The sequence below is a fragment of the Kordiimonas marina genome, assembly GCF_023006325.1.
GTDB classification, from domain to species: domain Bacteria; phylum Pseudomonadota; class Alphaproteobacteria; order Sphingomonadales; family Kordiimonadaceae; genus Kordiimonas; species Kordiimonas marina.
Window position 1 is genome coordinate 365,571 of the sequence record NZ_JAINDF010000003.1, and the last position, 25,184, is coordinate 390,754.

The 25,184-nt window shown below is 59.5% G+C and carries 24 protein-coding genes; 11 read left to right on the forward strand and 13 right to left on the reverse strand.

The features are described 5' to 3' along the window. Positions 1 to 8 precede the first annotated feature (8 nt). On the forward strand, positions 9 to 1,175 hold the full coding sequence (locus tag K6118_RS08155; protein WP_247119747.1) for an isovaleryl-CoA dehydrogenase: 1,167 nt from the start codon (positions 9 to 11) through the stop codon (positions 1,173 to 1,175). A gap of 358 nt (positions 1,176 to 1,533) precedes the next feature. On the opposite strand, the gene K6118_RS08160 is transcribed toward K6118_RS08155, so the two are convergent. Together K6118_RS08160 and K6118_RS08165 are read right to left on the reverse strand one after the other, a co-directional pair. After that, on the reverse strand, positions 1,534 to 2,415 hold the full coding sequence (locus tag K6118_RS08160; protein ID WP_247119748.1) for a hypothetical protein: 882 nt from the start codon (positions 2,413 to 2,415) through the stop codon (positions 1,534 to 1,536). A gap of 426 nt (positions 2,416 to 2,841) precedes the next feature. Next, a complete protein-coding gene (locus K6118_RS08165) occupies positions 2,842 to 3,258 on the reverse strand; it encodes a hypothetical protein (protein WP_247119749.1) in 417 nt (138 codons plus the stop codon). Between the two features lie 751 nt (positions 3,259 to 4,009). Between K6118_RS08165 and K6118_RS08170 the strand changes: the two genes are divergently transcribed. The 7 genes from K6118_RS08170 (at position 4,010) to K6118_RS08200 (ending at position 11,618) form a co-directional block, all read left to right on the forward strand. After that, entirely contained in the window at positions 4,010 to 5,236 is a 1,227-nt protein-coding gene (locus K6118_RS08170; RefSeq protein ID WP_247119750.1) for a 3-methyl-2-oxobutanoate dehydrogenase (2-methylpropanoyl-transferring) subunit alpha, read from the forward strand. 3 nt (positions 5,237 to 5,239) lie between these two features. Then, positions 5,240 to 6,253 carry an alpha-ketoacid dehydrogenase subunit beta gene (locus tag K6118_RS08175; RefSeq protein ID WP_247119751.1) on the forward strand — a complete coding sequence of 338 codons (1,014 nt, stop codon included), beginning with the start codon at positions 5,240 to 5,242 and terminating at the stop codon, positions 6,251 to 6,253. 1 nt (position 6,254) lies between these two features. Next, entirely contained in the window at positions 6,255 to 7,556 is a 1,302-nt protein-coding gene (locus K6118_RS08180) for a dihydrolipoamide acetyltransferase family protein (protein WP_247119752.1), read from the forward strand. Between the two features lie 3 nt (positions 7,557 to 7,559). Beyond that, a complete protein-coding gene (gene lpdA, locus K6118_RS08185) occupies positions 7,560 to 8,954 on the forward strand; it encodes a dihydrolipoyl dehydrogenase (RefSeq protein WP_247119753.1) in 1,395 nt (464 codons plus the stop codon). A gap of 79 nt (positions 8,955 to 9,033) precedes the next feature. Further along, complete coding sequence (locus tag K6118_RS08190; RefSeq protein WP_247119754.1) at positions 9,034 to 9,519, forward strand: hypothetical protein; 486 nt, start codon at positions 9,034 to 9,036, stop codon at positions 9,517 to 9,519. Between the two features lie 362 nt (positions 9,520 to 9,881). After that, a complete protein-coding gene (locus K6118_RS08195; RefSeq protein WP_247119755.1) occupies positions 9,882 to 11,006 on the forward strand; it encodes a Glu/Leu/Phe/Val family dehydrogenase in 1,125 nt (374 codons plus the stop codon). A gap of 156 nt (positions 11,007 to 11,162) precedes the next feature. Next, positions 11,163 to 11,618: a YybH family protein gene (locus tag K6118_RS08200; protein ID WP_247119756.1), complete on the forward strand. Its 456-nt coding sequence runs from the start codon at positions 11,163 to 11,165 to the stop codon at positions 11,616 to 11,618. A gap of 235 nt (positions 11,619 to 11,853) precedes the next feature. Here K6118_RS08200 and phhA read toward each other — a convergent pair whose 3' ends face one another. The 5 genes from phhA to hppD all read right to left on the reverse strand — a co-directional run bounded on the left by phhA (position 11,854) and on the right by hppD (position 16,203). Next, positions 11,854 to 12,732, reverse strand: a complete 879-nt coding sequence (phhA, locus tag K6118_RS08205) for a phenylalanine 4-monooxygenase (protein WP_247119757.1) — start codon at positions 12,730 to 12,732, stop codon at positions 11,854 to 11,856. A 24-nt stretch (positions 12,733 to 12,756) separates the two neighbouring features. Further along, positions 12,757 to 13,410: a maleylacetoacetate isomerase gene (maiA, locus tag K6118_RS08210; protein WP_247119758.1), complete on the reverse strand. Its 654-nt coding sequence runs from the start codon at positions 13,408 to 13,410 to the stop codon at positions 12,757 to 12,759. Positions 13,411 to 13,433: 23 nt separating this feature from the next. Further along, complete coding sequence (locus K6118_RS08215) at positions 13,434 to 14,441, reverse strand: fumarylacetoacetate hydrolase family protein (RefSeq protein WP_247119759.1); 1,008 nt, start codon at positions 14,439 to 14,441, stop codon at positions 13,434 to 13,436. Between the two features lie 56 nt (positions 14,442 to 14,497). Continuing rightward, positions 14,498 to 15,046 carry a VOC family protein gene (locus K6118_RS08220; protein ID WP_247119760.1) on the reverse strand — a complete coding sequence of 183 codons (549 nt, stop codon included), beginning with the start codon at positions 15,044 to 15,046 and terminating at the stop codon, positions 14,498 to 14,500. A gap of 68 nt (positions 15,047 to 15,114) precedes the next feature. Next, complete coding sequence (hppD, locus tag K6118_RS08225; RefSeq protein ID WP_247119761.1) at positions 15,115 to 16,203, reverse strand: 4-hydroxyphenylpyruvate dioxygenase; 1,089 nt, start codon at positions 16,201 to 16,203, stop codon at positions 15,115 to 15,117. Between the two features lie 150 nt (positions 16,204 to 16,353). Here hppD and K6118_RS08230 point away from each other — a divergent pair, with 150 nt between their 5' ends. Next, a complete protein-coding gene (locus K6118_RS08230; protein ID WP_247119762.1) occupies positions 16,354 to 16,806 on the forward strand; it encodes a MarR family winged helix-turn-helix transcriptional regulator in 453 nt (150 codons plus the stop codon). Positions 16,807 to 16,842: 36 nt separating this feature from the next. Here the strand turns inward: K6118_RS08230 and K6118_RS08235 are convergent, their stop codons facing one another. The 3 genes from K6118_RS08235 to ald form a co-directional block, all read right to left on the reverse strand. Then, positions 16,843 to 17,817 carry an EAL domain-containing protein gene (locus K6118_RS08235; RefSeq protein WP_247119763.1) on the reverse strand — a complete coding sequence of 325 codons (975 nt, stop codon included), beginning with the start codon at positions 17,815 to 17,817 and terminating at the stop codon, positions 16,843 to 16,845. 119 nt (positions 17,818 to 17,936) lie between these two features. Next, the gene (locus tag K6118_RS08240; protein WP_247119764.1) at positions 17,937 to 18,908 is read right to left on the reverse strand and encodes an asparaginase; all 972 of its coding nucleotides are present in this window, start codon (positions 18,906 to 18,908) and stop codon (positions 17,937 to 17,939) included. Positions 18,909 to 18,932: 24 nt separating this feature from the next. Continuing rightward, the gene (ald, locus tag K6118_RS08245; RefSeq protein WP_247119765.1) at positions 18,933 to 20,051 is read right to left on the reverse strand and encodes an alanine dehydrogenase; all 1,119 of its coding nucleotides are present in this window, start codon (positions 20,049 to 20,051) and stop codon (positions 18,933 to 18,935) included. Positions 20,052 to 20,220: 169 nt separating this feature from the next. Between ald and K6118_RS08250 the strand changes: the two genes are divergently transcribed. Beyond that, positions 20,221 to 20,688 (forward strand): Lrp/AsnC family transcriptional regulator, encoded by a 468-nt coding sequence (locus K6118_RS08250; RefSeq protein WP_247119766.1) that lies wholly within the window; start codon positions 20,221 to 20,223, stop codon positions 20,686 to 20,688. Here the strand turns inward: K6118_RS08250 and K6118_RS08255 are convergent, their stop codons facing one another. From K6118_RS08255 to K6118_RS08265, 3 genes are all read right to left on the reverse strand, one after another. Continuing rightward, the gene (locus tag K6118_RS08255) at positions 20,689 to 21,690 is read right to left on the reverse strand and encodes a cysteine synthase A (RefSeq protein WP_247119767.1); all 1,002 of its coding nucleotides are present in this window, start codon (positions 21,688 to 21,690) and stop codon (positions 20,689 to 20,691) included. A gap of 103 nt (positions 21,691 to 21,793) precedes the next feature. Continuing rightward, positions 21,794 to 22,291, reverse strand: coding sequence for a PAS domain-containing protein (locus K6118_RS08260; RefSeq protein ID WP_247119768.1), 498 nt, complete (start codon positions 22,289 to 22,291; stop codon positions 21,794 to 21,796). A gap of 2 nt (positions 22,292 to 22,293) precedes the next feature. Continuing rightward, a complete protein-coding gene (locus K6118_RS08265) occupies positions 22,294 to 24,078 on the reverse strand; it encodes a DUF885 domain-containing protein (RefSeq protein WP_247119769.1) in 1,785 nt (594 codons plus the stop codon). Positions 24,079 to 24,217: 139 nt separating this feature from the next. On the opposite strand from K6118_RS08265, the gene K6118_RS08270 reads away from it, so the two are divergent. Beyond that, on the forward strand, positions 24,218 to 25,171 hold the full coding sequence (locus K6118_RS08270) for an isoaspartyl peptidase/L-asparaginase family protein (protein ID WP_247119770.1): 954 nt from the start codon (positions 24,218 to 24,220) through the stop codon (positions 25,169 to 25,171). The last annotated feature ends 13 nt before the right edge of the window (positions 25,172 to 25,184 follow it).

A 25,184-nucleotide genomic window follows, 5' to 3' on the forward strand; every position in this document is an offset into this window, starting at 1 on the left:
CCCCTACCATGTTTGAGTTTTCGCACCTTACATTCGACCACGGCGAAGAGATCGCCATGCTGCGCGAAACCATCGCCCGCTTCGCCGCGGATGAGATCGCCCCGCGCGCCCAGCAAATTGACGCCGATAACGCCTTCCCGGTGGACCTGTGGCGGAAGCTGGGGGAACTCGGCCTTCTGGGCATGACCGCGCCGGAGGAATTTGGCGGCGCCAACATGGGCTACCTCGCGCACGTGATCGCGATGGAGGAAATCAGCCGGGCGTCCGCCGCCGTTGGCCTCAGCTACGGCGCGCATTCGAACCTGTGCATCAACCAGATCAACAGGAATGCCAACGCCGAACAGAAAGCCAAATACCTGCCGAAACTGATTTCGGGCGAATATGTCGGCGCGCTGGCGATGTCCGAACCGGGGGCCGGGTCGGACGTGGTGTCCATGCGCCTGAAGGCCGACCGCAAGAACGACGGCTTTGTGCTGAACGGCAACAAAATGTGGATCACCAACGGGCCGGACGCCGATGTGCTGCTGGTTTACGCCAAAACCGACATGGAGGCGGGCCCGCGCGGCATTTCGGCCTTCCTGATCGAGAAAGGCATGCAGGGCTTCACCACCGCGCAGAAGCTGGACAAGCTGGGCATGCGCGGCTCCAACACCTGCGAACTGGTGTTCGAGGACTGCTTCGTGCCGTATGAAAACCTCGTCGGCAACGAAGGCGACGGCGTCAAAATCCTGATGTCCGGCCTCGATTACGAACGCCTGGTGCTGTCGGGCGGCCCGCTCGGCATCATGCGGGCCTGCCTCGATGTGGTGATCCCTTACGTGCATGACCGCAAACAGTTCGGCCAGCCGATCGGCACCTTCCAGCTGATGCAGGGCAAGCTGGCTGACATGTACGCCACCTGGGGTGCCACTCGCGCTTATGTCTACGCGGTCGCCCAAGCGGCCGACCGGGGCGAAACCACGCGGAAGGATGCCGCAGGCTGTATCCTCTATTCGGCCGAGAAAGCCACCTGGATGGCGGGGGAAGCGATCCAGGCCCTCGGCGGCAACGGCTATATCAACGAATATGACACCGGCCGCCTGTGGCGAGACGCCAAGCTTTATGAAATCGGCGCCGGCACCTCGGAAATCCGCCGGATGCTGATCGGCCGCGAGCTGTTCAACGAAACCCGTTAAGCGCACCCCGTTCCAAAAACAAAAACGCGGCGCCCATGGCGTCGCGTTTTCTTTTCCGGCCTTGTCCGCCCGAAGTCGTCCCTGTGGGGATTAAAAATTGACACCCCCGCGCCAGGCGTTTTTGCTTTTGCACCCACGGCAGACCCGTTCCCCGGACCACTGGCTTTCAAAGCTTGTCTGGCATACCAGGCATGCCCGCAGCTTGGGAACATCCCAACCGTTCCGGGCCTGGATACCACCCCCGGCATTTTTAAGCGCGGCCGCACGTCCCCGGCCCGGACTGATGGCCAGGACCCTGGTGACGGGGCCACCACTCCCCTGCTGGGCCTGACGGGCCTCGGCAGAAGAATATCCGGGATCAGACACAGACATCCCCACGGCGGCGATAGGGAGCATTACAGGTCCAGTCGTTACCTTCGCGCTGGAGATGCCCGTTTTCAGGCACGACCAGGGCGATGCACGCCCCCTGCTTGGATTGATAACCACGGTCGCATTGCCAACCGGGGCCATAGCTCTCATCGACGAAGAAAGCATTGGCCGGAACCTTGATGGCAACACACGCCGCCCCGTCTTCACGGAAGCCACGGTCGCAAGCCCAACCAGACCCGTAGGGCGAATCTGTCAGATAGCCATTTTCAGGCACCTTGATCGCAAGGCAGGTATCCCCTTCTTCCTTGAAGCCGCGCTCACATTTCCAGCCCTGACCATAGGAAGTATTGGTGAGATATCCGTTTGCCGGCACTTTGATCGCCACACAGGCGTCCTTCGTTGCCCGATAGCCACGGTCACAGTCCCAACCGCCGCCACCTGGCTTGTCGGTAAGAAAGCCATGCTCCGGCACTATAATCTTGACGCAATCATCGCTTTTTTCAACGAAGCCGTGACCACAATCCCATCCGCGGCCATAACTGCTGTCGGACAAATGGCCATTTTGGGGAACCTGGATGGCGCGACAGACGCCATTGTCCTCGCGGAAGCCAAATTGACATTCCCATCCGCGGCCATAGCCGGTCGAATGGGCATAGGCATTGACCGGCACGACAACAGCCGTGCACGTGCCACCGGTTTTGGTAAAGCCCTTGTCGCATTCCCAGCCAGTGCTATAGGTCCTTGCATGGGCATTGGCGGGGATGGGTTCGGGGGGGTCCGACGCCATCACCGTAACAGCGCCATAAAGAGCAAAGGCTGCAAAAGTAATAAGGTATAGGGCTACACGCGGCAGCCTGAAAGTTAAGGGCATCAGGTTTCCTTTAAGTGAAAGCAAAGCCACCCCACCAAGAAACACGCCCTCCGGCGGACCGCCAGACCAGAGCTATGTATTGACCCAAATGATGGAGAAGGATCGATAAATAAAATGGTGTGCCACCTCTTCCTTGGCGACAGACCTGCAACGCCTTATTTTTCAGGGCATTGCGAAACATTAAAAAGTAAAATCAAGCTTTATTATGCTTAATTATCAGCATTTTGTACAATATATTATGTGTAGTTTAAATATTAGCGAATTACCGCCTTGTTTTTACTGAATATATTTAAAAACAAAACACAGAAGAAAATGAAGCTCTGCCCCATATATATTTTTACAAAACAGAAAAAGTGCAGAATCGCCCCAGCACGATGATGCCGGGAAACAAGTGAAGATGCAGTAGAGCCCTGGGGAAAGGCCACCTCAAAGGGCGACCGGCGCCCACTCGAGAGACGTATTGTTGGAGACAATCCCATTAAGCGCACTCTCCCTGACGTCTCCATCCACCAGTTCACCGATCGCCACCGCCTGAACCACCCGGTCCTTCGAGTTGGCCACGGGCAGCACCAGCACGTCATACTTTTCAACACCATCCCGCTTGAGGCTGATCATAAGCCCCTGCTTTTTCTTCAGGGTTGGCATTGCCGTCATCAGCAGTTGGAAAGTATCGAAGGAAAAGGCCTGCATCAGCGACACGCCGAGCGGATCAAGATAGAAAAACGGCAAGCTTTCGCTGCCGCTGTAGATGATTTGCGGGCTCACCTGCGAAACATCGAGCATGACGATCTTGTGAGAGACCGGGAGCAACTTGATAAAGCTCAGCTCCTCACGGCTTGGCACCCTTTTGCTCCGGCACCCATCCCATATAGCGGCAAGCTGTTGGAAATTAACATCCTCATGGGCGGTAAAATTGGACAGGCTCCATGTCATAAATATCGGTTCCCGAACCGCAAATGGCATATCCGGCACCCCCGAGCCCTTGCCACTGCGGCCACTTCCTTTTCCAAAAAGAAATCGCGCTAAACTTTACTCAACCAATCGCTAACCTCAAAGTCCCTTGAATACAAGTCACTTAGCAAGAAACATAAGTTTAGACCAATGCTGCACCGCGGCAAGTTTACAACTATTACGTTCGCATATTCACATATTTCAAAAATACGCCTTCAGCCTTATGCAAGATTGCAAAAAAGCTGAATCTTCGACCGCTCATTTCCCAAAGAAAGTGCCATAATCCCTGCCGTTGAGGGATATCGTCTTGATGATAAGGCGAAGGGAAACAAAGATGCGGACGTCCGCATGGCACCGGAACACAGGCAACCATAAGCCACGCTTGTGTCACAATGGCAGCCTATCTTTTCGTTCGTCACCACGATGCCCACACCGGCACGCTACCGCTCTGTCCGTTGGCGTTTCCGTTACGTATTCCTGGGCCTACCAAGTATCGAGTCGTATTCCGGGCCTGGAAGCGCCCTCTGACCGGACCAATGCCGCCGGTCAGTTCGGCGCTTGAGAAAAACATTGCTTTTTATCAGAAATACGTCAGTATCCCTGACATATTTTTGGGGACCTTTCTAAAGGGTGTGTACACATCATGTCTGAATATGGACCACTAAAGTTTCGCGTGCCTGAACCGCCTGGCCGTCCGGGCGACGCGCCAGACTTCTCCTTTCTCACCATCCCTGAAGCCGGGTCAGTAAGGCGTCCTGACATCGACACAAAGGCCGAGGATATGAAGGATCTGGCCTCGACCATGATCCGCGTCCTCAACCGTGACGGCGAAGCCGTTGGCCCCTGGGCCGAAGGGCTGGACGACGATGTCCTGCTGCAGGGCCTCAGGAACATGATCCGCGTCCGTGCCTACGATGAGCGCATGATGACGCTGCAGCGCCAGGGCAAGACCAGCTTCTATATGAAGTGTACCGGCGAGGAAGCGATTGCCGTCGGTTTCCGCGCCGCGCTCTCCAAAGGCGACATGAACTTCCCGACCTACCGGCAGCAGGGGCTTCTCCTGTCCACCGATTATCCGGTCGTCGACATGATCTGCCAGATCCTGTCCAACTCCCGCGACCCGCTGAAGGGCCGCCAGCTGCCGATCATGTATAGCTCGAAGGAGCATGGCTTCTTCACCATCTCCGGCAACCTGGGCACCCAGTTCATCCAGGCCGTCGGCTGGGCGATGGCTTCGGCGATCAAGGGCGACACCAAAATCGCCTCCGGCTGGATCGGCGACGGCTCCACCGCCGCGAACGATTTCCACGCAGCCCTTGTGAATGCGTCGGTTTACCGGCCACCGGTGGTCCTCAACGTGGTCAACAACCAGTGGGCCATCTCCAGCTTCCGCGGCATCGCAGGCGGCGACCATGCCACCTTCGCTGAACGCGCACTGGGCTATGACATTCCGGCACTGCGGGTGGACGGTAACGATTATCTCGCGGTTTATGCCGCGTCCAAATGGGCGGTCGAACGCGCCCGCCGCGGCTTCGGCCCCACCTTCATCGAATGGGTGACCTACCGGGTTGCGCCGCACTCGACCTCGGATGACCCGTCCCAGTACCGGCCGAAGGAAGAATCCGCCGCCTGGCCGCTTGGGGACCCTATCCTGCGCCTCAAGAACCACCTGATCGGGCGTGAGCTGTGGTCGGAGGAACGCCAGACCCAAGCCGAGACAGAATATAACGACGAAATCCGCGCAGCGACCAAGGAAGCCGAAAGCTACGGCGTCATGGGCTCAGGCGCGAGCCCCAAAGACATGTTCGACGATGTTTACAAGGAAATGCCGAGGCATCTCCGTGAACAGCGCCAGAAGTTGGGAGTATAACCCATGCCGCAAATGTCCATGATTGAAGCCATCCGCAGCGCGATGGATGTGAAAATGGGCCTGGATGACGATGTTGTCGTCTATGGCGAGGATGTCGGCTATTTCGGTGGCGTTTTCCGCTGCACCGCCGGCCTCCAGAAGAAATACGGCACCAACCGTGTGTTCGACAGCCCGATCAACGAATGCGGCATCGTCGGCACGGCGGTCGGCATGGCCGCCTACGGCCTGCGCCCGTGTGTCGAAATCCAGTTCGCCGACTATATCTATCCGGCCTATGACCAGATCGTGTCGGAAGCCGCGCGTATCCGCTACCGCTCGAACAAGGATTTCACCTGCCCGATCACCATCCGCACGCCCTGCGGCGGCGGTATCTTCGGTGGCCAGACCCACAGCCAGAGCCCAGAATCGCTGTTCACCCACGTCTCCGGCATCAAGACGGTCATCCCGTCGAACCCGTATGACGCCAAGGGCCTGTTGATTTCCGCGATCGAGGATGACGACCCGGTTATCTTCTTCGAGCCCAAGCGCCTTTATAACGGTCCCTTCGACGGCCACCATGACCGCCCGGCGACCAACTGGTCCAAGCATCCGCTCGGCGATGTGCCTGAAGGCCACTATACCGTGCCAATCGGCAAGGCCTCGGTCTTCTCCGAGGGCAATGACGTGACCATCGTCACCTACGGCACCATGGTCTATGTCGCCGAAGCCGCGAAGAAAGAGACCGGCATCGATGCCGAGATCATCGACCTGCGCACGCTGTCGCCCCTCGATGTCGACACGATCGTCGCGTCGGTGGAGAAGACCGGCCGCTGCATGGTCCTGCATGAAGCCACCCAGACCTCGGGCTTCGGTGCCGAGCTGGCCGCGCAGGTGCAGGAACGCTGCTTCTATCACCTGGAGGCGCCAGTCGTGCGCGTCGCCGGGTGGGACACGCCCTACCCGCACGCGCAGGAATGGGACTATTTCCCTGGTCCGGCCCGTGTTGGCCGTGAACTCACAGCCATGATGGAGGCTTGATATGGGACTTCATAACATCAAGATGCCGGACGTTGGTGAAGGTATTACCGAAGCCGAAATCGTCGAATGGCATGTGAATGTCGGCGATGTCGTCAAGGAAGACGACGTGCTCGCCGCTGTGATGACCGACAAGGCGACGGTGGAAATCCCCTCGCCGGTTGACGGCACGGTCAAGGCGATCATGGGTGAAGTTGGCGAAATGACCGCCATCGGCACGCCGATCATCACGCTTGAGGTCGAAGGCGAAGGCAACACGTCAGCTGAGGCGGAAGCCCCTGCCCCGGCGCCCGCCAAAGCGGAAGAGCCAAAGCCGGAGCCGAAGAAGGCTGAAGCCCCCAAACCCGCGCCGAAGAAGCCGGAGCCGACCCCGGCACCGGTCGTCAAACCGGCTGCTGCGAAGGCCCACACCGGTGCGCCGCGCCCTGAAGGTGAGAAGCCTGTGGCTTCGCCCGCCGTCCGCAAGCGCGCGATGGATGCGGGCGTGAAGCTCGAATATGTCCATGGTACCGGCCCCGCTGGCCGCATCACGCATGAGGACCTGGACGCTTACATTTCCGGCGAAAGCGCCCCGCGCGCGGCTGGCACCGGCCGGGTGGCCAACACCAGCGTCGAGGAAATCCGCGTGATCGGCCTTCGCCGCAAGATCGCCGAGCGCATGCAGGATGCCAAGCGCCGCATCCCCCACATTACTTATGTGGAGGAAGTGGACGTGACCGAGCTTGAGGCTTTGCGCGAAAACATGAATGCCACCAAGCACGCCGACCAGCCGAAGCTGACCATCCTGCCTTTCATCATGCTGGCCATGGTGCGGGCGCTGAAGCATTCGCCGAAGCTGAGCTCGCACTATGACGATGCGAACGACATGCTGTACCAGTACGGCGCCGCGCACATCGGCATGGCGGCCCAGACGCCGGGCGGCCTGATGGTGCCGGTTGTCCGCCACGCTGAAGCGCGGGATATCTGGGGCATGGCCGAGGAAATCCACCGCCTGGCGCACGCAGCCCGCAACGGCAGCATCACGCGGGAGGAACTGACCGGTTCCACCATCACGCTGTCGAGCCTCGGCCGCATGGGCGGCATCGTCTCCACGCCGGTCATCAACAGCCCGGAAGTCGCCATCGTTGGCGTCAACAAGGTGGCTGTGCGCCCGGTCTGGCAGGAAGGTGCCTTCGTGCCCCGCAAGATCATGAACCTGTCGTCCTCCTTCGACCACCGTATCGTCGACGGTTGGGACGCGGCCGAGTTCATCCAGCGCATCAAGATGCTGATGGAACACCCGGCAACCCTGTTTATGGAGGAGTAGTAGATGAAAACGATCTCCTGCAAGCTGCTCGTGCTCGGCGCGGGGCCCGGCGGTTATATCGCCGCCATCCGCGCAGGCCAGCTCGGCCTCGATACCGTTGTCGTTGAAGGCAATGCGCCGGGCGGGACCTGCCTCAATGTCGGCTGTATCCCGTCGAAAGCGCTCATTCACGCCGCCGACGAGTTCGAGAAAGTCAGCCACTTCACCGGCGACAATGTCCTCGGTATTTCGGTTCAGAAGCCGACCATCGATTTTGGGAAAACCGTTGAGTGGAAAGACGGCATCGTCAAGCGCCTCACCGGCGGGATCGCGGGCCTCTTTAAAAAGAACAAGGTCCAGCATATCACCGGCTGGGGCACCATGATCGACGGCAAGACCTGCGAGGTCGAGACGGCTGACGGCAAGGTGACGGTTAAGGCCGAGAATGTCATTCTCGCCACAGGCTCTGTGCCGATCGAAATCCCGTCGCTGCCGTTTGGCGGCAATGTTATCAGCTCGACCGAAGCCCTGTCGCTCGATGCGGTGCCCGGCAAGCTGGTCGTCATCGGCGGCGGATATATCGGGCTCGAGCTCGGCATCGCTTACGCCAAGCTGGGCGCGGACGTCACCGTGGTCGAAGCGCTCGACCGCGTGCTCGCCCAATATGACAAGGAACTGACCAAGCCGGTCGTCGCATCGCTCAAGAAGCATGGCATCACCGTGATGGCCAGCACCAAGGCGAAAACATTGGCGAAAGACGGCAAAGGCCTGGTGGTCGAAACCGCCGACGGCAAGGAAGAGACGCTGAAGGCGGATAATATCCTCGTCACCGTCGGCCGCCGCGCCAAGACCGAAGGCTGGGGCCTTGAAGGCCTCGACCTGACCATGAACGGCCGCGTTGTCGCCATCGATGACCAGTGCCGCACTTCCATGACCGGCGTTTACGCCATCGGTGACCTGACGGGTGAGCCGATGCTGGCGCACCGCGCCATGGCGCAGGGTGAAATGGTCGCTGAAATCGTCGCCGGTGAGCATCGCCGCTTCGACAAGGTCGCCATCCCGGCGGTCTGCTTTACCGACCCCGAGATCGTCACCTGCGGCCTGTCGCCCGATGAGGCGAAAGCGGCAGGGCACGACACCGTCATTGGCCTGTTCCCGTTCCTCGCGAACGGCCGCGCCATGACCATGGAATCGGATGAAGGCTTCGTGCGCGTCGTTGCCCGCAAGGACAACCACCTCGTCCTCGGTATCCAGGCCGTCGGCAAGGGCGTGTCCGAGCTTTCCGCTGCCTTCTCGCTCGCGCTCGAAATGGGCGCCCGGCTGGAGGACATCGCAGGCACCATCCACGCGCATCCGACCCAGAGCGAAGGCTTCCAGGAAGCCGCGCTCAAGGCCCTCGGCCACGCGCTGCATATCTAGCACGGTCGGATGACGGGGGGACGCCCTCCCCGTCATCCGCTTTATACTTCTGGCGCATCATGTTTCTGGGGGGAAACGCATGACCGACCACAATAGCTCCGGCTCTGGCACCAAACGGCTGATCGACAAGCTCAGCTACAACCAGATCAGCCTCATCAGCATCGCGCTCTATATTCCAGCACTCCTGCTGCCCACACCCTTCGATATCGACGGACAGCCCAGCGGTTTTTATCCCTACGGTTGGTTCCTGCTGCTTCTCGGCTGGCTTGGCCTCTTCTCCTGCTTAGGGGCCTGGCTCGCGAACCCACTCATCATCTACGCTTGGGCCGCCAACAGAGGTGGGCGGCACAAGCAGGCCTTCCGCTGTGGTTTAGCTGCAACCTTGTTCACCCTTATTTTCCTTTTCGTCCAAAAAATTGAGGTAAACGAGGCTGGCCATATGGGCTGGATCACCGGCTATAACGCCGGATACTGGTTTTGGCTTGCAAGCTGCGGCACGTTTACACTTTTGCAGGGCCTGAAGCATGTACGCGAAACCCAGTTAACCACTGAGATCGGCTCCTGACGCCCACCAGACTGAGTCGCACCCGCCTCACACCATCGGTTTCCGAAAAAACCGGGCCGGTTTGGAACGAAATGTCCCTGCCCTGATCACAAATTATAAAATAGGCCCGAAATCTATTCGAAGATTGCAAAATTCGGAAATCTTCGAAAGCTCATTTCCTAAAAAGAGTGAGATACTCGTCTCAGCTCAGTACCCAAGGCCACGAAATGGCCATAGCCCTGAAGCCCAACATTCCGTAAGGGAAAATGGGTGGGCGTGCATAACAGCCACCGCATAAAGAACGGCGGCAAGGCGCAGGTACAGAGAAGAATTTGGGGGGCTCAGTTGCCCCGGCGGGACCTCAAATGAGAAGGGATTACAGTATGCCCGTATTCGATTCACGTAGCTTCAGGAACCACGAGCAGGTCGTATTCTGCGCGGATGAAGCAACCGGCCTCAAAGCCATCATCGCCGTTCACTCGACCGCGCTCGGCCCGGCAACCGGCGGCACCCGTTTCTGGGACTATGCCGCAGGTCATCGCCGTTCGGCCCCGATCGACGTTGCCGAAACCCGCGGTGAACAGGACGCCATCTATGACGTCCTGCGCCTATCCCGCGGCATGAGCTTCAAGAACGCCATGGCCGGCCTCCGTCTCGGCGGCGGCAAGTCCGTGATCATCGGCAACCCGAAAGAACTTGGCACAGCTGAGCTGATGCGCGCCTTCGGCCGTTTCGTGAACCGCCTCGGCGGCACCTATTATGCCGCTGAAGACGTTGGCACCTCGCCTGAAATGCTCGGCGCTGCCTCGGAATCCACCCCGTATGTCTGCGGCCTCGAAGGCGGCGACTTCGGCACCGGCGATCCGTCCCCCCACACCGCGCTCGGCGTTTTCACCGGCATCAAGGCTGCTGTGAAGCACCGCCTGGGTAAAGACGACCTTGCAGGCCTGACCGTTGCGGTTCAGGGCCTCGGCCACGTCGGCCAGTATCTGACCGACCACCTGCGCGCGGCTGGCGCCAAGCTGATCGTCACCGACATCGTCGACGCCAACATCAAGGCGGTTCTGGCCAAGGGTGACGCTGAAGTGGTTGCCCCGGACGCCATCCACGCCGTGGATTGCGACGTGTTCGCGCCGTGTGCCCTTGGCGGCATCCTGAACCCGAAAACGCTGGGTGACATCAAGGCCACCGTCATTGCCGGTGCTGCCAACAACCAGCTTGAGACCGAGGGCGTGGAAGACGAACAGCTGCGGATGCGCGGCGTTCTCTATGCCCCGGACTATGTCATCAACGCCGGTGGCATCATCTCGGTTGAATCCGAAGTGCACAAAGAGCGTCCGGACAACGCCGCCCGCGAAGCCAAGGTGCTGCGTATCGGTGAGACGCTGACCCGTATCTTCGAAGCCAGCGACCGCGAAAAGCGCCCGACCGGCATCATTGCGAACGAAATGGCCGAGGATATCATCCGCCGCGCCAACGAAGCCAAGCTCGCAGCCGCAGCTGAATAAGCGGCGCTCCTAGAGCAGACTTCAGGCCCCTGCCTTTTGGCGGGGGCCTTTTTCTATGCCCCCTATATCCATGGTTTAGCCTTGCGAAGCGGCGTTCCGGCAGATCAGCCGTCATGCTATCCTCCCGGTCACATGACAGCAGGGAGGAGGACTTAGATGCGTACCCTGATCCTGGCAGCAGCCACGGCTGCAAGCCTCAGCGTTCCGGCGCTTGCCGCCGATAAGCAGGAAATCATTCTGGTCGACCGGGCCTTCGCCGAAATGGCAGCTGATAAGGGCGTGAAGGCCGCCTTCAGCTATTATCTGGCGGCAGACGCGGTCAAATTGGATGGCGGCGCCTTCGCGGTTCAAGGCCACGATGCCATCATGAAAGGCTTCGAGGGCCTGCCCAAAGACTTCAAGCTAACCTGGTGGCCCAAGGACGGCATGGTCGCAGAATCGGAAGACCTAGCCTACACCTGGGGTCGTTATGAGGTGAGCTACACGGCGAAAGACGGCACCTCCAAGACCGGCTACGGCAAATACACCACCGTCTGGGCCAAACGTGGCGACGACTGGAAAGCCATCCTGGACACCGGCAACCCGAGCCCGGGCCCCTCCCCGCAGGACTGAAGTTTCATATTGAGAACACCGTCAGCATCAACTGCTCTGGGCATAGTGTGGACCCTGAAACAAGTTCAGGGTGACTGCTGAAGGGATTGCATGGCGGCGTTATTTTTCCCGTCATGCTGAACTTGTTTCAGCATCCATGAGGTTCCCTACAACGGGGTCCGGCCTCTTATCAAAAAGGAAAGGGCTGCCCCAGCCCCGGGCAGCCCTTTACCGGCTCCTGCCTGATCAAAGCCCCCTAGCTGGCTTTGGCAAGGCGGCCACCGGCATTTGCATAGGCTTGCGTGCCCTTGTTGTGGACCTTGTCGCTCTCCAGCACCGCTGCCGGGCTATAGACCGTGTTGCTGGCTTCAAGCGCGTCATAAAGCGGCCCGAAATCCTGATAGGTGGCTTCCAGAAGCTCCTGGAAGCTGTCGATCACCCAGTAGGTCTGCTGGAAATCGTCGATGCGGTAGTCGGTCTGCATCAGACGCATCAGGTCGAAATGGATGCGGTTCGGGCTCGCATCCTCAAGGCAGAAGATGCTTTCGGCTTTCGAGCTCAGGATACCCGCGCCGTAAATGCGCATCCCCTTGGGCGTATTGATCAAGCCAAATTCCACCGTGTACCAGTAAAGCCGCGCGAGGTTCTTCAGAACCCCACGGCCCATGGCGCGTTGCCCGCCCTTGCCGTAAGCTTCCATATAGTCGGCGAATACCGGGTTCGCGAGCAAGGGCACATGGCCGAACACATCGTGGAATACGTCCGGTTCCTGAAGGTAATCAAGCTGCGCTTCCGAGCGGATGAAGTTCCCGGCCGGGAAACGGCGGTTGGCCAGATGGTCGAAGAAAACCTCGTCCGGCACCAGGTCCGGCACGGCGACGACGGTCCAACCGGTCGCCGCCTTCAGGCGTTCCGAAAGCTCCTCAAAGTTCGGGATACCGCTGTCGGACAGCTTCAGGAGCTTCAGGCCTTCCATGAATTCGTCGCAGGCACGGCCGGGCAGAAGATTGCACTGGCGGGCATAAAGCCGGTCCCAGCGGTCATGTTCTTCCTGGGTGAAATGGTCCCATTTCTGGTCGACCGTATAGTCTTCGTTCACTTCGACGGTGCGGCCAAGGCGTGTGGTAATCAGCATGGCTTTTGTCCCTCAATACGATGATCAGGCTGCCGGGCAATCCGGCTGCTTTTCAGGGGCGGCATCTGCAAAAGCCTCAAGGCTGTTACAGGCGTCGACGATGGCGTTGATGCGCGGGAAGGCCTCCAGCGGCACCTTGAAGCGGTTCGCGTTCCAGACCTGCGGGATCAGATAGATGTCCGCGAGCGTCGGCGCGTCACCGAAGGAGAAGCGGCCCGAAAGCCCGCTTGTCCCCAGAAGTGCCTCATAAGCGGCGAAGCCCTCCAGAATCCAGTGATGATACCATTTATTGACCGCAGCTTCATCCGCGCCCAGCTCCCCTTTCAGCCATTTAAGCACCGACAGGTTGTTGAGCGGGTGGATATCGCAGGCAACAAGGGCGGAAAGCTGGCGCACATAGGCACGGTCAGCAACGCCTTCCGGCAGAAGCGCTGCCTCAGGGTACGCTTCCTCAAGATATTCGAGGATGGCCGGCGACTGGCTGAGGTTGACTTCGCCGTCCACCAGGAACGGCACGCGTCCTTGCGGGTTCATGGCCAGATAGTCGGGTGAGCGCTGTTCGTCCTCGCCCGGCTTGAGGTTGATGGCCTTATAGTCGTAAGCCAGACCCTTGAGGCCGAGGGCGATGCGCACCCGGTAAGCGGCCGATGACCTGAAATATCCGAATAATGTGCGCATAACTCCCTCTCCCCTTATCTCTGTCAGCCCTTGCAGACCACCTGCTCGATGGCCCCGAAGATCGACTGGCCTTCCGAATCAAACATTTCGATTCGAATCGAGTCGCCGAAGTTCATGAACGGTGTCTCGGGCTTGCCCTTCTGGATGGTTTCGATCATGCGGATCTCAGCGATGCAGCTATAGCCGACGCCGCCTTCCGAAACCGGCTTGCCGGGGCCGCCGTCCAGCTTGTTCGATACGGTACCGGAACCAATGATGGCGCCAGCGCCCAGCGGGCGGGTTTTCGCAGCGTGGGCAACCAGCGTCGCGAAGTTGAAGGTCATGTCCACACCGGCTTCCGGCTTGCCGAACAGGTCGCCATTGAGGTGGGAGACGAGCGGCAGATGCACCTTGGTGTCTTGCCACACGCCCTCAAGCTCATCCGGGGTTACGCAGACCGGGCTGAAGGCGCTCGACGGTTTCGACTGGAAGAAGCCGAAGCCCTTGGCGAGTTCGGCCGGGATAAGGCCACGGAGCGACACGTCGTTCACCAGCATCAGAAGCTTGATGTGCTTCGCGGCATCGTCCTTCGACACACCGAGCGGCACATCGTCGACGATGACAGCGATTTCGGCCTCGAAATCCACGCCCCAGCCCTCGGTCGTCGGGAAAACGATATCGCCGCGCGGCGGCAGGAAGCTGTCGGAGCCGCCCTGGTACATCAGCGGGTCGGTCCAGAAGGTTTCCGGCATTTCAGCCCCACGGGCCTTACGGACCAGCTCAACATGGTTCACGTAAGCCGAGCCATCCGCCCACTGGTAGGCGCGCGGCAGCGGCGACGCACACAGGGTCTCGTCGAACGCGTCGCCTTCGATGGCGCCGGAGTTCAGCGATTCATAGAGGGCACGCAGGCGCGGGAGGACAGCGTCCCAATCATCGAGCGCGGCCTGCAGGGTCGGCGCAATGTCATCCGCCCCGGTCATGCGCTTGAGATCGCGGGAGACGACAACCAGTTTGCCGTCGCGGCCGTGCTTAAGAGAAGCAAGTTTCATCGGAAATATATCCCCAAAAAATTCGTGTCAGGTCAGCGGCTTGGCCAGAATGAAGCTCAGGGCTGGCCCCGCTTGAACTCGCCTGCGCCGTGAAGCCAATCAGCATGGGTCGGCGCCTTCTTGGTGCGTGACCATTCGTCGAGCATGTCATCGGAGACGCGCTTCAGCTCCTCCAACATCCCCGGCTCGGCCGTATTGGCGGCCAGTTCGATCCTGTGACCGTTCGGGTCGAAGAAATAGATCGACTTGAAGATGGTATGGTTGGTCGGGCCGAGCACGTCGATACCGGCGTCCTCAAGGCGTTTCTTGGCCTTCAGGAGCTCATCCATGCTTTCAAGCTCGAACGCAATATGCTGCACCCATTCAGGCGTATTCTGATCGCGGTCCATCTCCGGCGAGTTCGGGAGCTCGAAGAAGGCGAGCACGTTGCCGTTCCCGGCATCGAGGAACACATGCATGTACGGGTCCGGCGCACCGGTCGACGGTACGTTGTTCTCGGCAATCGCCAGCTGGAAATCCATATCCAGGTGGTTGCGGTAGAAATCCACCGTTTCCTTGGCGTCTTTGCAGCGGTAGGCCACATGGTGGATGCGCTGAATTTTCATAGTCTCATCTCCTGATGCCATGCAGGGCAAAAGGCGGGAGCCCGGCCCCCGCCCTGTTGTTCCGTGCCTTAGGCGGCGTCTTCGTCGACCTTCAGCGCGCCGCGGCGGATCTGGTCACGTTCCATCGATTCAAACAGCGCCTTGAAGTTGCCTTCGCCGAAGCCCTCGTCCTTCTTGCGTTCGATGAACTCGAAGAAGATCGGACCGACCATGGTTTCGGAGAAGATTTGGAGCAGCAGACGCGGATCACCGTCTTCGGTGGAGCCATCGAGGAGGATACCGCGCTTCTGCAGCTCGGCAACCGGCTCGCCGTGGCCCGGCAGGCGCTCATCCAGCATTTCATAATAGGCTTCCGGCGGGGCGGTCATGAAGGGCACGCCCTGCTTCTTGAGCGCATCCCAGCACTCGAGAAGGTTATCGCAGGAGAAGGCGATATGCTGGATGCCTTCGCCGTTATATTCCTGCAGATATTCCTCGATCTGGCCCTTGCCGTTGCTGCCTTCTTCATTGAGCGGAATGCGGATACGGCCGTCCGGCGCGGTCATCGCGCGCGAGGTCAGGCCGGTATATTCGCCCTTGATGTCGAAGTAGCGGATTTCACGGAAGTTGAAGAAGCGCTCATAGAACTTCGCCCAGAAGTCCATACGGCCACGGTAGACGTTATGGGTCAGGTGATCGATAACATTGAACCCGCAGCCTTTCGGATGGCGGTTGACACCTTCGAGCCACTCGAAGTCGATGTCGTAAATCGTCTCGCCTTCCTTGTAGCGGTCGATCATGTAAAGCGCGGCCCCGCCGATACCCTTGATCGCCGGCAGGCGCAGTTCCATCGGACCCGTCTTCATCTCGATCGGCTGGGCGCCAAGCTCGATGGCGCGCTCATAGGCCTTGTGGCTGTCGCGCACGCGGAAGGCCATGCCGCAGGCCGAGGCGCCATGCTCTTCGGCATAATAACCGGCGTGGCAGTTCTTTTCATAGTTGGCGATGAAGTTGATGTCGCCCTGGCGCCACAGCGTCACGTCCTTGGAGCGGTGCCTGGCGACCATGGTGAACCCAATGGTTTCGAACACCTTTTCCAAAAGGCCTTTTTCAGGCGCCGTGAACTCGACAAATTCAAAACCGTCCAGACCCATCGGGTTCTCAAACAGATCCTTCATGTTTCACCTCACTTCCAAGTCATATATACAAAAGAGATTCGGCATCACCGGACTGGCCCCCACCGGCCATAATTTCGGTAACGTCCAAGGTTTCACTTGAAACGAGTTTAGTTTCAGGAGAAACTATTTGCAAGCTGCGAAGAGGCAAATATGGAAAAAAAATTGAACGGCACACTCATCCTCGGCGAATTTCTGCCCTACCGGCTGTCGGTTCTGTCGAACCGCATCAGCCGCGCGATCGCCGACCGTTATGAGGAGCGGTTCCAGCTCAGCATGCCGGAATGGCGGGTGATGGCCGTGGTCGGCGAAGAAACCGACCTCTCGGCGGGCCAGGTGGCCGAGCGTACGGCGATGGATAAGGTCGCGGTCTCGCGCGCAGTCAGCAAGCTTTTGCAGTCCGGCAGGCTGGAGCGCCATTTTGCCCCTGATGACAAGCGCCGCTCGGTGCTTGCGCTCTCCGAAGCCGGCAAGGAAGTCTACCGCGAGGTCGGGCCGATCGCGGTGGAGTATGAGCACAAGATCATGGAAAAGCTGACGTCAGACGAAAAGGCGCTTCTGAACAGCCTTCTCAACAAGCTGGACGATATTCAGCTTCACACCTGATGGAAACAATAGGGATTGGGGCGCTGCTCTGGCGCCCTATTCCGCGGCCTCAAGCGGTTTGTCCGCCGGTCTCCCGAACAGATAGCCCTGCATATAGTCAGCCCCCGCGCTTTCCAGCGCACGAGCCGTCCGCAGGTCTTCCACGCCTTCCGCGATCACCTGAATGTTCGACTGCTTGGCCGAATCGATGATGTTGGCGATGAGCGTCCATTTGCGGCCGTCATTGATGACATCCTTGGTGAGCGACTTGTCGAGCTTGATATAGTCCGGTTGGATGTCGGTCAGCGTCGCCAGGTTGTTGAACCCGGTGCCGAAATCATCCAGCGCCATCATGATGCCGCGCTCATGCAGGCTTTCGATCAGCTTGCGTGCCGACGCCACGTCAGAAAGCTGCTGGCTTTCGACAATCTCAAACACCACCTGTCCGGGCGCAAAAGAGGCGTCCCCCAGGACATTGGCAAGCCAGGCCTCAAAGCCTTCATCGTCCCCAATCGTGCGCGGCAGGACGTTGACGAATACCTTTTCCTTGAGGTCAAATCCCTTGGCCGTCCGCGCTGCTGTCTCCCCGGCTGCCATATCGAGCGCATAGAGCATCCCGGCCGCGTCCGCGGTTTCAAACAGCGTCGGCGCCGAAATTTCGACCCCGTCGGTGTGGAGACCCCTGATCAGGAATTCATAGCCGAGGATATCGTCATGGTTTGCGGCGGAGACAATCGGCTGCATCAGCGACTTGTAGCGCCGGTCGGCCAGCATATGGCCGAGCCACTGGGCGGAGAGCTTGAGCCCCAACTCCTCCAGCGTCTGAATACTCCCGAATTCCCGCAGGCTCGGCTGGCTGCTCGCAGACAGAAGCGCGCGTACGGCCTTTTTCTCAGGCGGTGTGAGGCCACGGTCCAGGAGCGGCATCAGGGATTCGAAATCGTCTGAAAGGAAGCAGGTGACGCCGGATTCACTCATCGGCACCTCAACCATACCACCGGAGGCCAGCAAGCTTTTGACCCGATGTGTCACCTGGTCGCTTGGGCACCAAAAAAAGGCATGTCCCACACCGCAAACGGGGGGAAACAGAAAATCGTCCGGCAACACTCGACCCCTCAAATGTCCTGCTCGGTTATTCTAAGCGTCAGTACTCAAACACTTTTTGCAGCCGAGGTAAAGGCTTGCCGCCATCCATCCCTATCTTTTTTCAAAAGCAGCGAAAGCAGGATTCGCGCTTTGCGGCCGCTGAGGCCACCGGCGGGCACCAGCCCGCGGGCGATCAGGTCGATTTCGGCCCCGACATAACCGTATGTCCCTTCAAGCACCCGGCCGTCCTTGGCCCGGCTCGCGAAAATAACCGGCATATGCCCGGCAAGCGCTACTGCCTTGTCAGCCCAGATTTCCGACAGATGCCCTGCCCCGAAGGCTTCAACCACCAGGGCCTCATAGCCAGCGTGCGCGATGGCGGAGAGCAGCCTGCCGTCATCATCCAGGCAGGCACTGATGAGGGCAACGGGGGCGAAGGCCGCCGCTTCCGGGCGGGAGAGTGCAAGCCGCGCCGGTACCGGCGCCCGCCAATGGATTTCCCCTTCAACCAGCGCACCCATGGGCCCGCCCCTGGACCAAAAGGCCCCGACAGACGTTGTGTGTTCCTTGGAAACCCGCCACGGGTCGTGGACTTCACCATTCATGACCAGATAGACGCCCGCAGGCGCATGGGCCGCAACGGTGACGGCATCCATCAGGTTCGCGGGGCCGTCAGCGCCCGGCTGGTTGGGCGTGCGCATGGCGCCGGTGAAGACGAGCGGTTTACCAACACCCCACAGGAGACTCGCCAGAAATGACGACTCTTCCATCGAATCGGTTCCCTGAGTCACGACAATGCCGTCGGCATCCGATTTGGCCGCGCGGGCGCAGATGTCGGCGATCAGCTTGAAGTCCAGGTTGGCACTGCCTTTCTGGACCAGCGTTTCGGCGCGGACATCAGCCACATCCGCAAGGCCAGGGACCGCCGCGACAAGGTCCGAGGCGCTCAAAGACGGAACGACCCCGGCGCCTTGCGCCGGGGTCATCGCGATGGTACCGCCGAGGGCGAATACCTGGATGACGGGTCTCTTTTTCATACCCGCCTTTTATCTGAAAGCGTGTCAGCCGCCAATAGCATTCAGCGCCGGAACATAGTCCAGCTTCTGATCGCGGGCGACAGCTTCATAGGTGATCTTGCCTTCGCAGACGTTCAGGCCCTCAAGAAGGTGCTTGTCGTCCTTAAGCGCCTGTTTCCAGCCTTTGTCGGCAATGGCAACAGCGTGGCGCAGCGTGGCGTTGTTGAGCGCCAGCGTCGAGGTGCGTGCAACACCGCCCGGCATGTTGGCAACGCAGTAATGAACCACTTCGTCAACGATGTAGGTCGGGTTTTCGTGCGTGGTGGCTTTGGAGGTCTCAAAACAACCGCCCTGGTCGATGGCAACGTCAACCAGCACCGAACCGCGCTGCATCTTGGAGATCATCTCACGGGTGACAAGCTTCGGCGCAGCAGCCCCCGGGATCAGGACAGCGCCAATAACGAGGTCCGCACCGAGGACATATTCCTCAATCGCATCCTGGGTCGAGTAAACGGTCTTGGCAGCCCCCTTGAAGATATCGTCCAGCTGCTGCATCCGGCGGATCGAACGGTCGAGGATGGTAACATCCGCGCCCATGCCGACAGCCATGCGGGCAGCGTTGGTGCCAACGACACCGCCACCGATGACGGTAACTTTAGCCGGCGCAACGCCCGGAACGCCGCCGAGCAGCATACCACGGCCGCCCTGGCTCATTTCAAGCGCGTGCGCGCCAGCCTGGATCGACATACGACCGGCAACTTCCGACATCGGCGCCAGAAGCGGCAGACCGCCGAACGGATCGGTTACGGTTTCATAAGCGATACAGATCGCGCCGGACTTGATCAGCGCCTGGGTCTGCTCGGGATCGGGTGCCAGGTGCAGGTAGGTGTAGAGGATCTGGCCCGGACGCAGCATTTCACATTCGACCGGCTGCGGCTCTTTTACCTTCACGATCATGTCGGCCTTGGCGAAGATTTCCGCCGCGGTGTCGATGATCTTGGCGCCAGCGGCGACATACATGTCATCAGTGAAGCCGATCTCGAAACCGGCATTCTTCTGAACAATGACCTCATGGCCATGAGCAATCAATTCGCGCACCGAACCCGGCGTCAGACCGACACGGTATTCGCGGTTTTTAATTTCCTTCGGAACCCCAACAAGCATGTTGCCCTCCTAAATCCACAACAATGGGCACCGGACGATCCGGTGCTGAAATTTATGGCGAATTTTATACCTCAAGAGCCGCGGCACGTCCTTGCGAAGACAGGGTTGGACAGCATGGCCTTTTGCATGATAGGTTCAATAAAATAAATTTTAACGCAAGATTCTGCGAATGATTAACATTGATAAGATTGATCGTGCCATCCTGGAACAGCTTCAGAAAGATGGCCGCCTATCGAATGTGGAGCTGGCTGACCGGGTTGGCCTGTCCGAATCCGCGTGCCTGAGACGGGTCAGGAACCTGCATGAAAAAGGCGTGATCACCCATTATGCCGCCCACCTCAATGCCGCGTCTGTCGGCCTGCCCGGCTCGGTGTTCGTGCGCGTGTCGCTTGAGGACCAGCGCGAGGAAAAGCTCGCGGGCTTCGAGGAGGCGGTCAAAAGCGTGCCGGAGGTCATGGAATGCTACCTGATGAGCGGCGACGTGGACTATATGCTGCGCGTGGTCGTGAAGGACGCCCCCGACTATGAGCGCATCCACAATATGCTGACCCGCCTGACCGGCGTCGCCCGCATCCACTCCAGCTTCGCGCTGAGGACCGTGCTCAAACGCACGCGCCTGCCGCTCGCCGAGCGCTGATCAGGAAAGCCAGCCAGGGACCGGCAGGTTCTTTGAGCGCAGGAATTCCGGATTGAACATCTTGGACTGGTAGCGCAGGCCGCTGTCGCACAGGAGGGTGACGATGGTGTGCCCCGGCCCCATTTGGCGCGCGAGCTTGATCGCCCCCGCGACATTGACACCGGTCGAGGAGCCCACGCACAGGCCCTCATGCTTCAGAAGGTCGAACGCGACCCTGAGCGCTTCCTCATCGGTGATCTGGAAAGCATCATCGATCGGCGCATCTTTGAGGTTCTCGGTAATCCGCCCCTGCCCGATACCTTCGGTGATCGAGCTGCCTTCGGATTTCAGTTCCCCATGCTTGTAATAATTATACATGGCCGCCCCCATGGGGTCGGCGGCGGCAATGAGGATATCCTTGTTGCGTTCCTTGAGGCCGATGCCCGTACCTGCGAGCGAGCCGCCGGAGCCGATCGCGGTGATGAAGGCGTCGACCTTGCCGTCGGTCTGGTCCCAGATTTCAGGTGCTGTGGTTTTTACATGGGCATCGCGGTTGGCGACATTGTCGAACTGGTTGGCCCAGATGACACCATGCGCCTCACTCGCCGCAAGCTCTTCAGCCAGGCGGGCCGCGACACGGTTGAAGTTGCCGGGGTTCGAATAAGGCGCGGGCGGCACCAGCTTCACCTCGGCCCCCAGCGTGCGGAGGGTATCGATCTTCTCCTGTGACTGAGTGTTGGGCATGACGATAAGCGTGCGGTAGCCCTTGGCGTTCGCCACCACCGTGAGGCCGATCCCGGTGTTGCCCGCCGTGCCTTCAACGATCAGCCCGCCGGGCTCCAGTTGCCCCTTGGCTTCTGCATCCTCAACGATATTAAGCGCCGGACGGTCTTTGAGCGACCCGCCGGGGTTGGCATATTCCGCCTTGCCGAGAATGGTGCAGCCGGTGAGTTCCGACGCTTCACGAAGTTTGATCAGCGGGGTGTTGCCGATAGCGGCCAAAGCGCCGGTCTTCATAGACATGCTCACATCTCCATACGAAATACGCATTCTCACATAAGCGGCAAATCGCGCATTTCAATGGAAATTTCAACCCATATTTCCGTGATAACAGAAAATATTTTCTTTATTCTACGTGAAATCGGTTGATGAACAGAAGCATATTGACGCGCCCATCCTCCCCTATGAGAGGCAGGCAGAGCGTGTCATAGCACTTGAAGTCCTTGGGCGACCATAGCAGTGGCAAACCGCGCGTCATCAGCGGCATGCAGTGATCCGCGACCCAGCGGGACCGCCGGTGCAGCATCTCCGTATGCTCGAATTCATCGGTATAATGCCCAGTCGGGTCGAAACCGATGGCCTCGACGAAACCGGTTCCAACCAGTCGGCTTTTGAGGCGGAACGGCTCCCATTCCACATCACTGAGCGTGATGAGGGGAAGCACCTTCTTCATGTCGAACGGGCTGAGATCGGCGCGCGAGGGGGCAGGACGCCCACCCCGTTTGCTGTCCCAAATATCATAGAGGATCGTGGCCTCGGGCCAGGAATTTTCGGGAATTTCATCACCGGCATAAAGCTTTGCCGGATCGCTCATCGCCCTCAATGTTTCCAGGTCGTCCGACACTCTCAGCCCTTGCTGTTTTTCTGGGCGGCGATCCAATGGTCCACCCGGTCTTCCAGAATATAGAGCGGCACCCCACCTGCGGAGAGAACCTCATCATGGAAGGCACGGACATCGAACTTGTCACCCAGCGCCTTGGCTGCCCGCTTGCGAAGCTCGATGATCTTCAGCTCACCCATTTTGTAGGCAAGCGCCTGACCCGGCCATGCGATGTAACGGTCAACCTCTGTACGGACATTATGAAGCGATAATGCGCTGTTGTCAGCAAGCAGTTTGATCGCTCGCTCGCGGCTCCAGCCCATGGCATGGATGCCGGTGTCGATCACCAGGCGGCACGCCCGCCACATCTCGTAGCTCAGGCGGCCGAAGTTCTCATACGGCGTTTCATAGATGCCCAGCTCAATCCCGAGCTTTTCGCTATAAAGCCCCCAGCCCTCACCGAAGGCGTGCGGATAAATATCGAGCCGGAATTCAGGCACATTCTTAAGTTCCTGCGCCAGCGCGATCTGCAGGTGGTGGCCCGGCACGGCTTCATGCAGCGTCAGCGACGGCAGGTTATAAAGCGGCCGTTTGTTGAGCGCGTAGGTGTTCACCCAGTAATAACCGCCATGGGGCGCATCGAGGGGCGCGCCGGAATAACGGCCGGTGGTGTAGTTGGGGGCCAGAACCGCCGGCACAGGCTCAATACCATAAGGCTGGCGCGGCAATTTGCCGAACAGCATCGGCAGACGGCCGTCGATCTTCTTGGCGATATAGCTTGCGTGCATCAGAAGTTCTTTCGGCGTCTTGGCATAGAAGCGCGGGTCGGTGCGCAGGAACTTCAGGAAAGCGGCGAAGTCGCCCTTGAAACCCACCTGCTTGATGATCGCTTCCATCTCACCGCGGATGCGCTTGACTTCGTTTAGGCCGATCTGGTGCACTTGCTCCGGCGTGACATCGAGCGTGGTGTAATATTTCACCATCGCATCATAATAGGCTTTGCCGTCCGGCAATTCGGACGCGCCGATGCTGGTGCGCGCCGCCGGGTAATAGACATCCTTCATGAAAGCCGCGAGCTTCGTATAGGCGGGATTGACGCTCTGCATGATCGCGTCCTTCGCCTCCGCCCGCAGCGCGGCCTTGTCGGCATCGGACACGCCCTCAGCCATCTTCTTGAACGGACCGTAGAAGGGGCTTTCCTCCGCCGTTTTGGAGATCATGGCGGTAAAGGTCGGCATCAGGCCCTTCAATACCACCTGCGGCATGGTGAAGCCGTCCTTCATGCCGATCTTCATATTGTCGGCATTTTGCTGCAGGTAGCGGGGCAGATCCTTCAGGCGGCGGATATAGGCCTCATAATCGGCTCGGGTGCGGAAATTGACCGAGGTCCACATACGCGCGGGCCAGGTATGGAAACCGCTGTCAGCCTGCAGCGGCAGGCGCCAGGTGCGGTATTTGAAGAAGGTCAGCCGGCTCTGGACCATGAAGCGGAACAGGTCGTAATTGAGCTGGTCCTCCGCCGACAGCTTGTCCCGCGGGATAGCGAGAAGGTCGGCGAGGAAAGCCTTGTTCTCCGCTTCACGCCGCGCCTGATCTGCCGGGGAGACACCCTGCATATGGTCAGCCACGGGGCGCGGTTCGCCGCGCGGGCCGGTGCCGGGGTTTTCAGCATAATAGGTGGCGCGTTCCTTCTGGAACAGGGCCTGGAGACGTTCCGCCGGACTGCCCGCCGGGGCAGAAGCTGCCGCAACCGCTTGTCCCGCCATCAGCACAACCACGACTGCAGCTAAAAATCGTTTTATCACCATCATGTTATCTCCCTGCCCCGAATATTCTAATCACTTGATTGAATATCATTCATGCGGAACAATTCACCCTCTGTCAAACGGGGAGGAACAGATGCCGATCAAAAAAATTTTAACGGCCGCAGCCATCTTCTTTGGAGCCACCATGACACACGCAGCCGATACACCCACCTATTCGCTCGTCATCCATGGCGGCGCCGGGACCATCACGCCGGACAAGCTGACGCCAGAGCTTGAGGCCGAGATCCGCGGTGACCTGAAACACGCGCTTGAAGCGGGCCAGAAAGTGCTGGCCAGCGGTGGCAAGGCTGTCGATGCCGTCACCGCCGTTATCACCGTTCTTGAAAACTCGCCCCACTTCAACGCGGGCCGCGGCGCGGTCTTCACCGCCGAGGGCAAGAATGAAATGGATGCCGCCATCATGGACGGCAAAACCCTGAACGCGGGCGCCGTTGCCGGGGTGACCCATGTCAAGAACCCGATCCTGCTGGCACGTGCCGTGATGGAAAAATCACCGCACGTGATGCTGGCGGGGCCCGGTGCCGAGCAGTTCGCTGACGAACAGGGCATCGAACGCGCCGACGATAAATATTTCTATACCGACTACCGCTGGCACCAGCTTCAGGAAGCCAAGAGGCTCCATATGGGCGCGGTCATGGATCATACCGGCAACATCGAATATAAGTTCGGCACGGTCGGCGCGGTTGCGCGTGACATGCACGGCAACCTCGCCGCAGGCACGTCCACCGGCGGCATGACCAACAAGGCCCACGGCCGCATCGGTGATAGCCCGATCATCGGCGCCGGTACCTATGCCGACAATAAAAGCTGTGCGGTTTCCGGTACCGGCCAAGGCGAATTTTTCATCCGCGCCACCGTGGCCCGCAGCATTTGCGCGCTGATTGAATACAAGGGCATGAGCCTCCAGGCCGCCGCTGACCAGGTGGTGATGAAACAGCTTGTGGAAATGGGCGGCGAAGGCGGCATCATCGCGGTCGACAAGGACGGTAACATGACCCAGACCTTCAACACACCGGGGATGTTCCGTGGCATGGTCGGCTCGGGCGTTCCTGAGAAAGTGGACATCTACAAGGACTGACGGCTGAGAACCG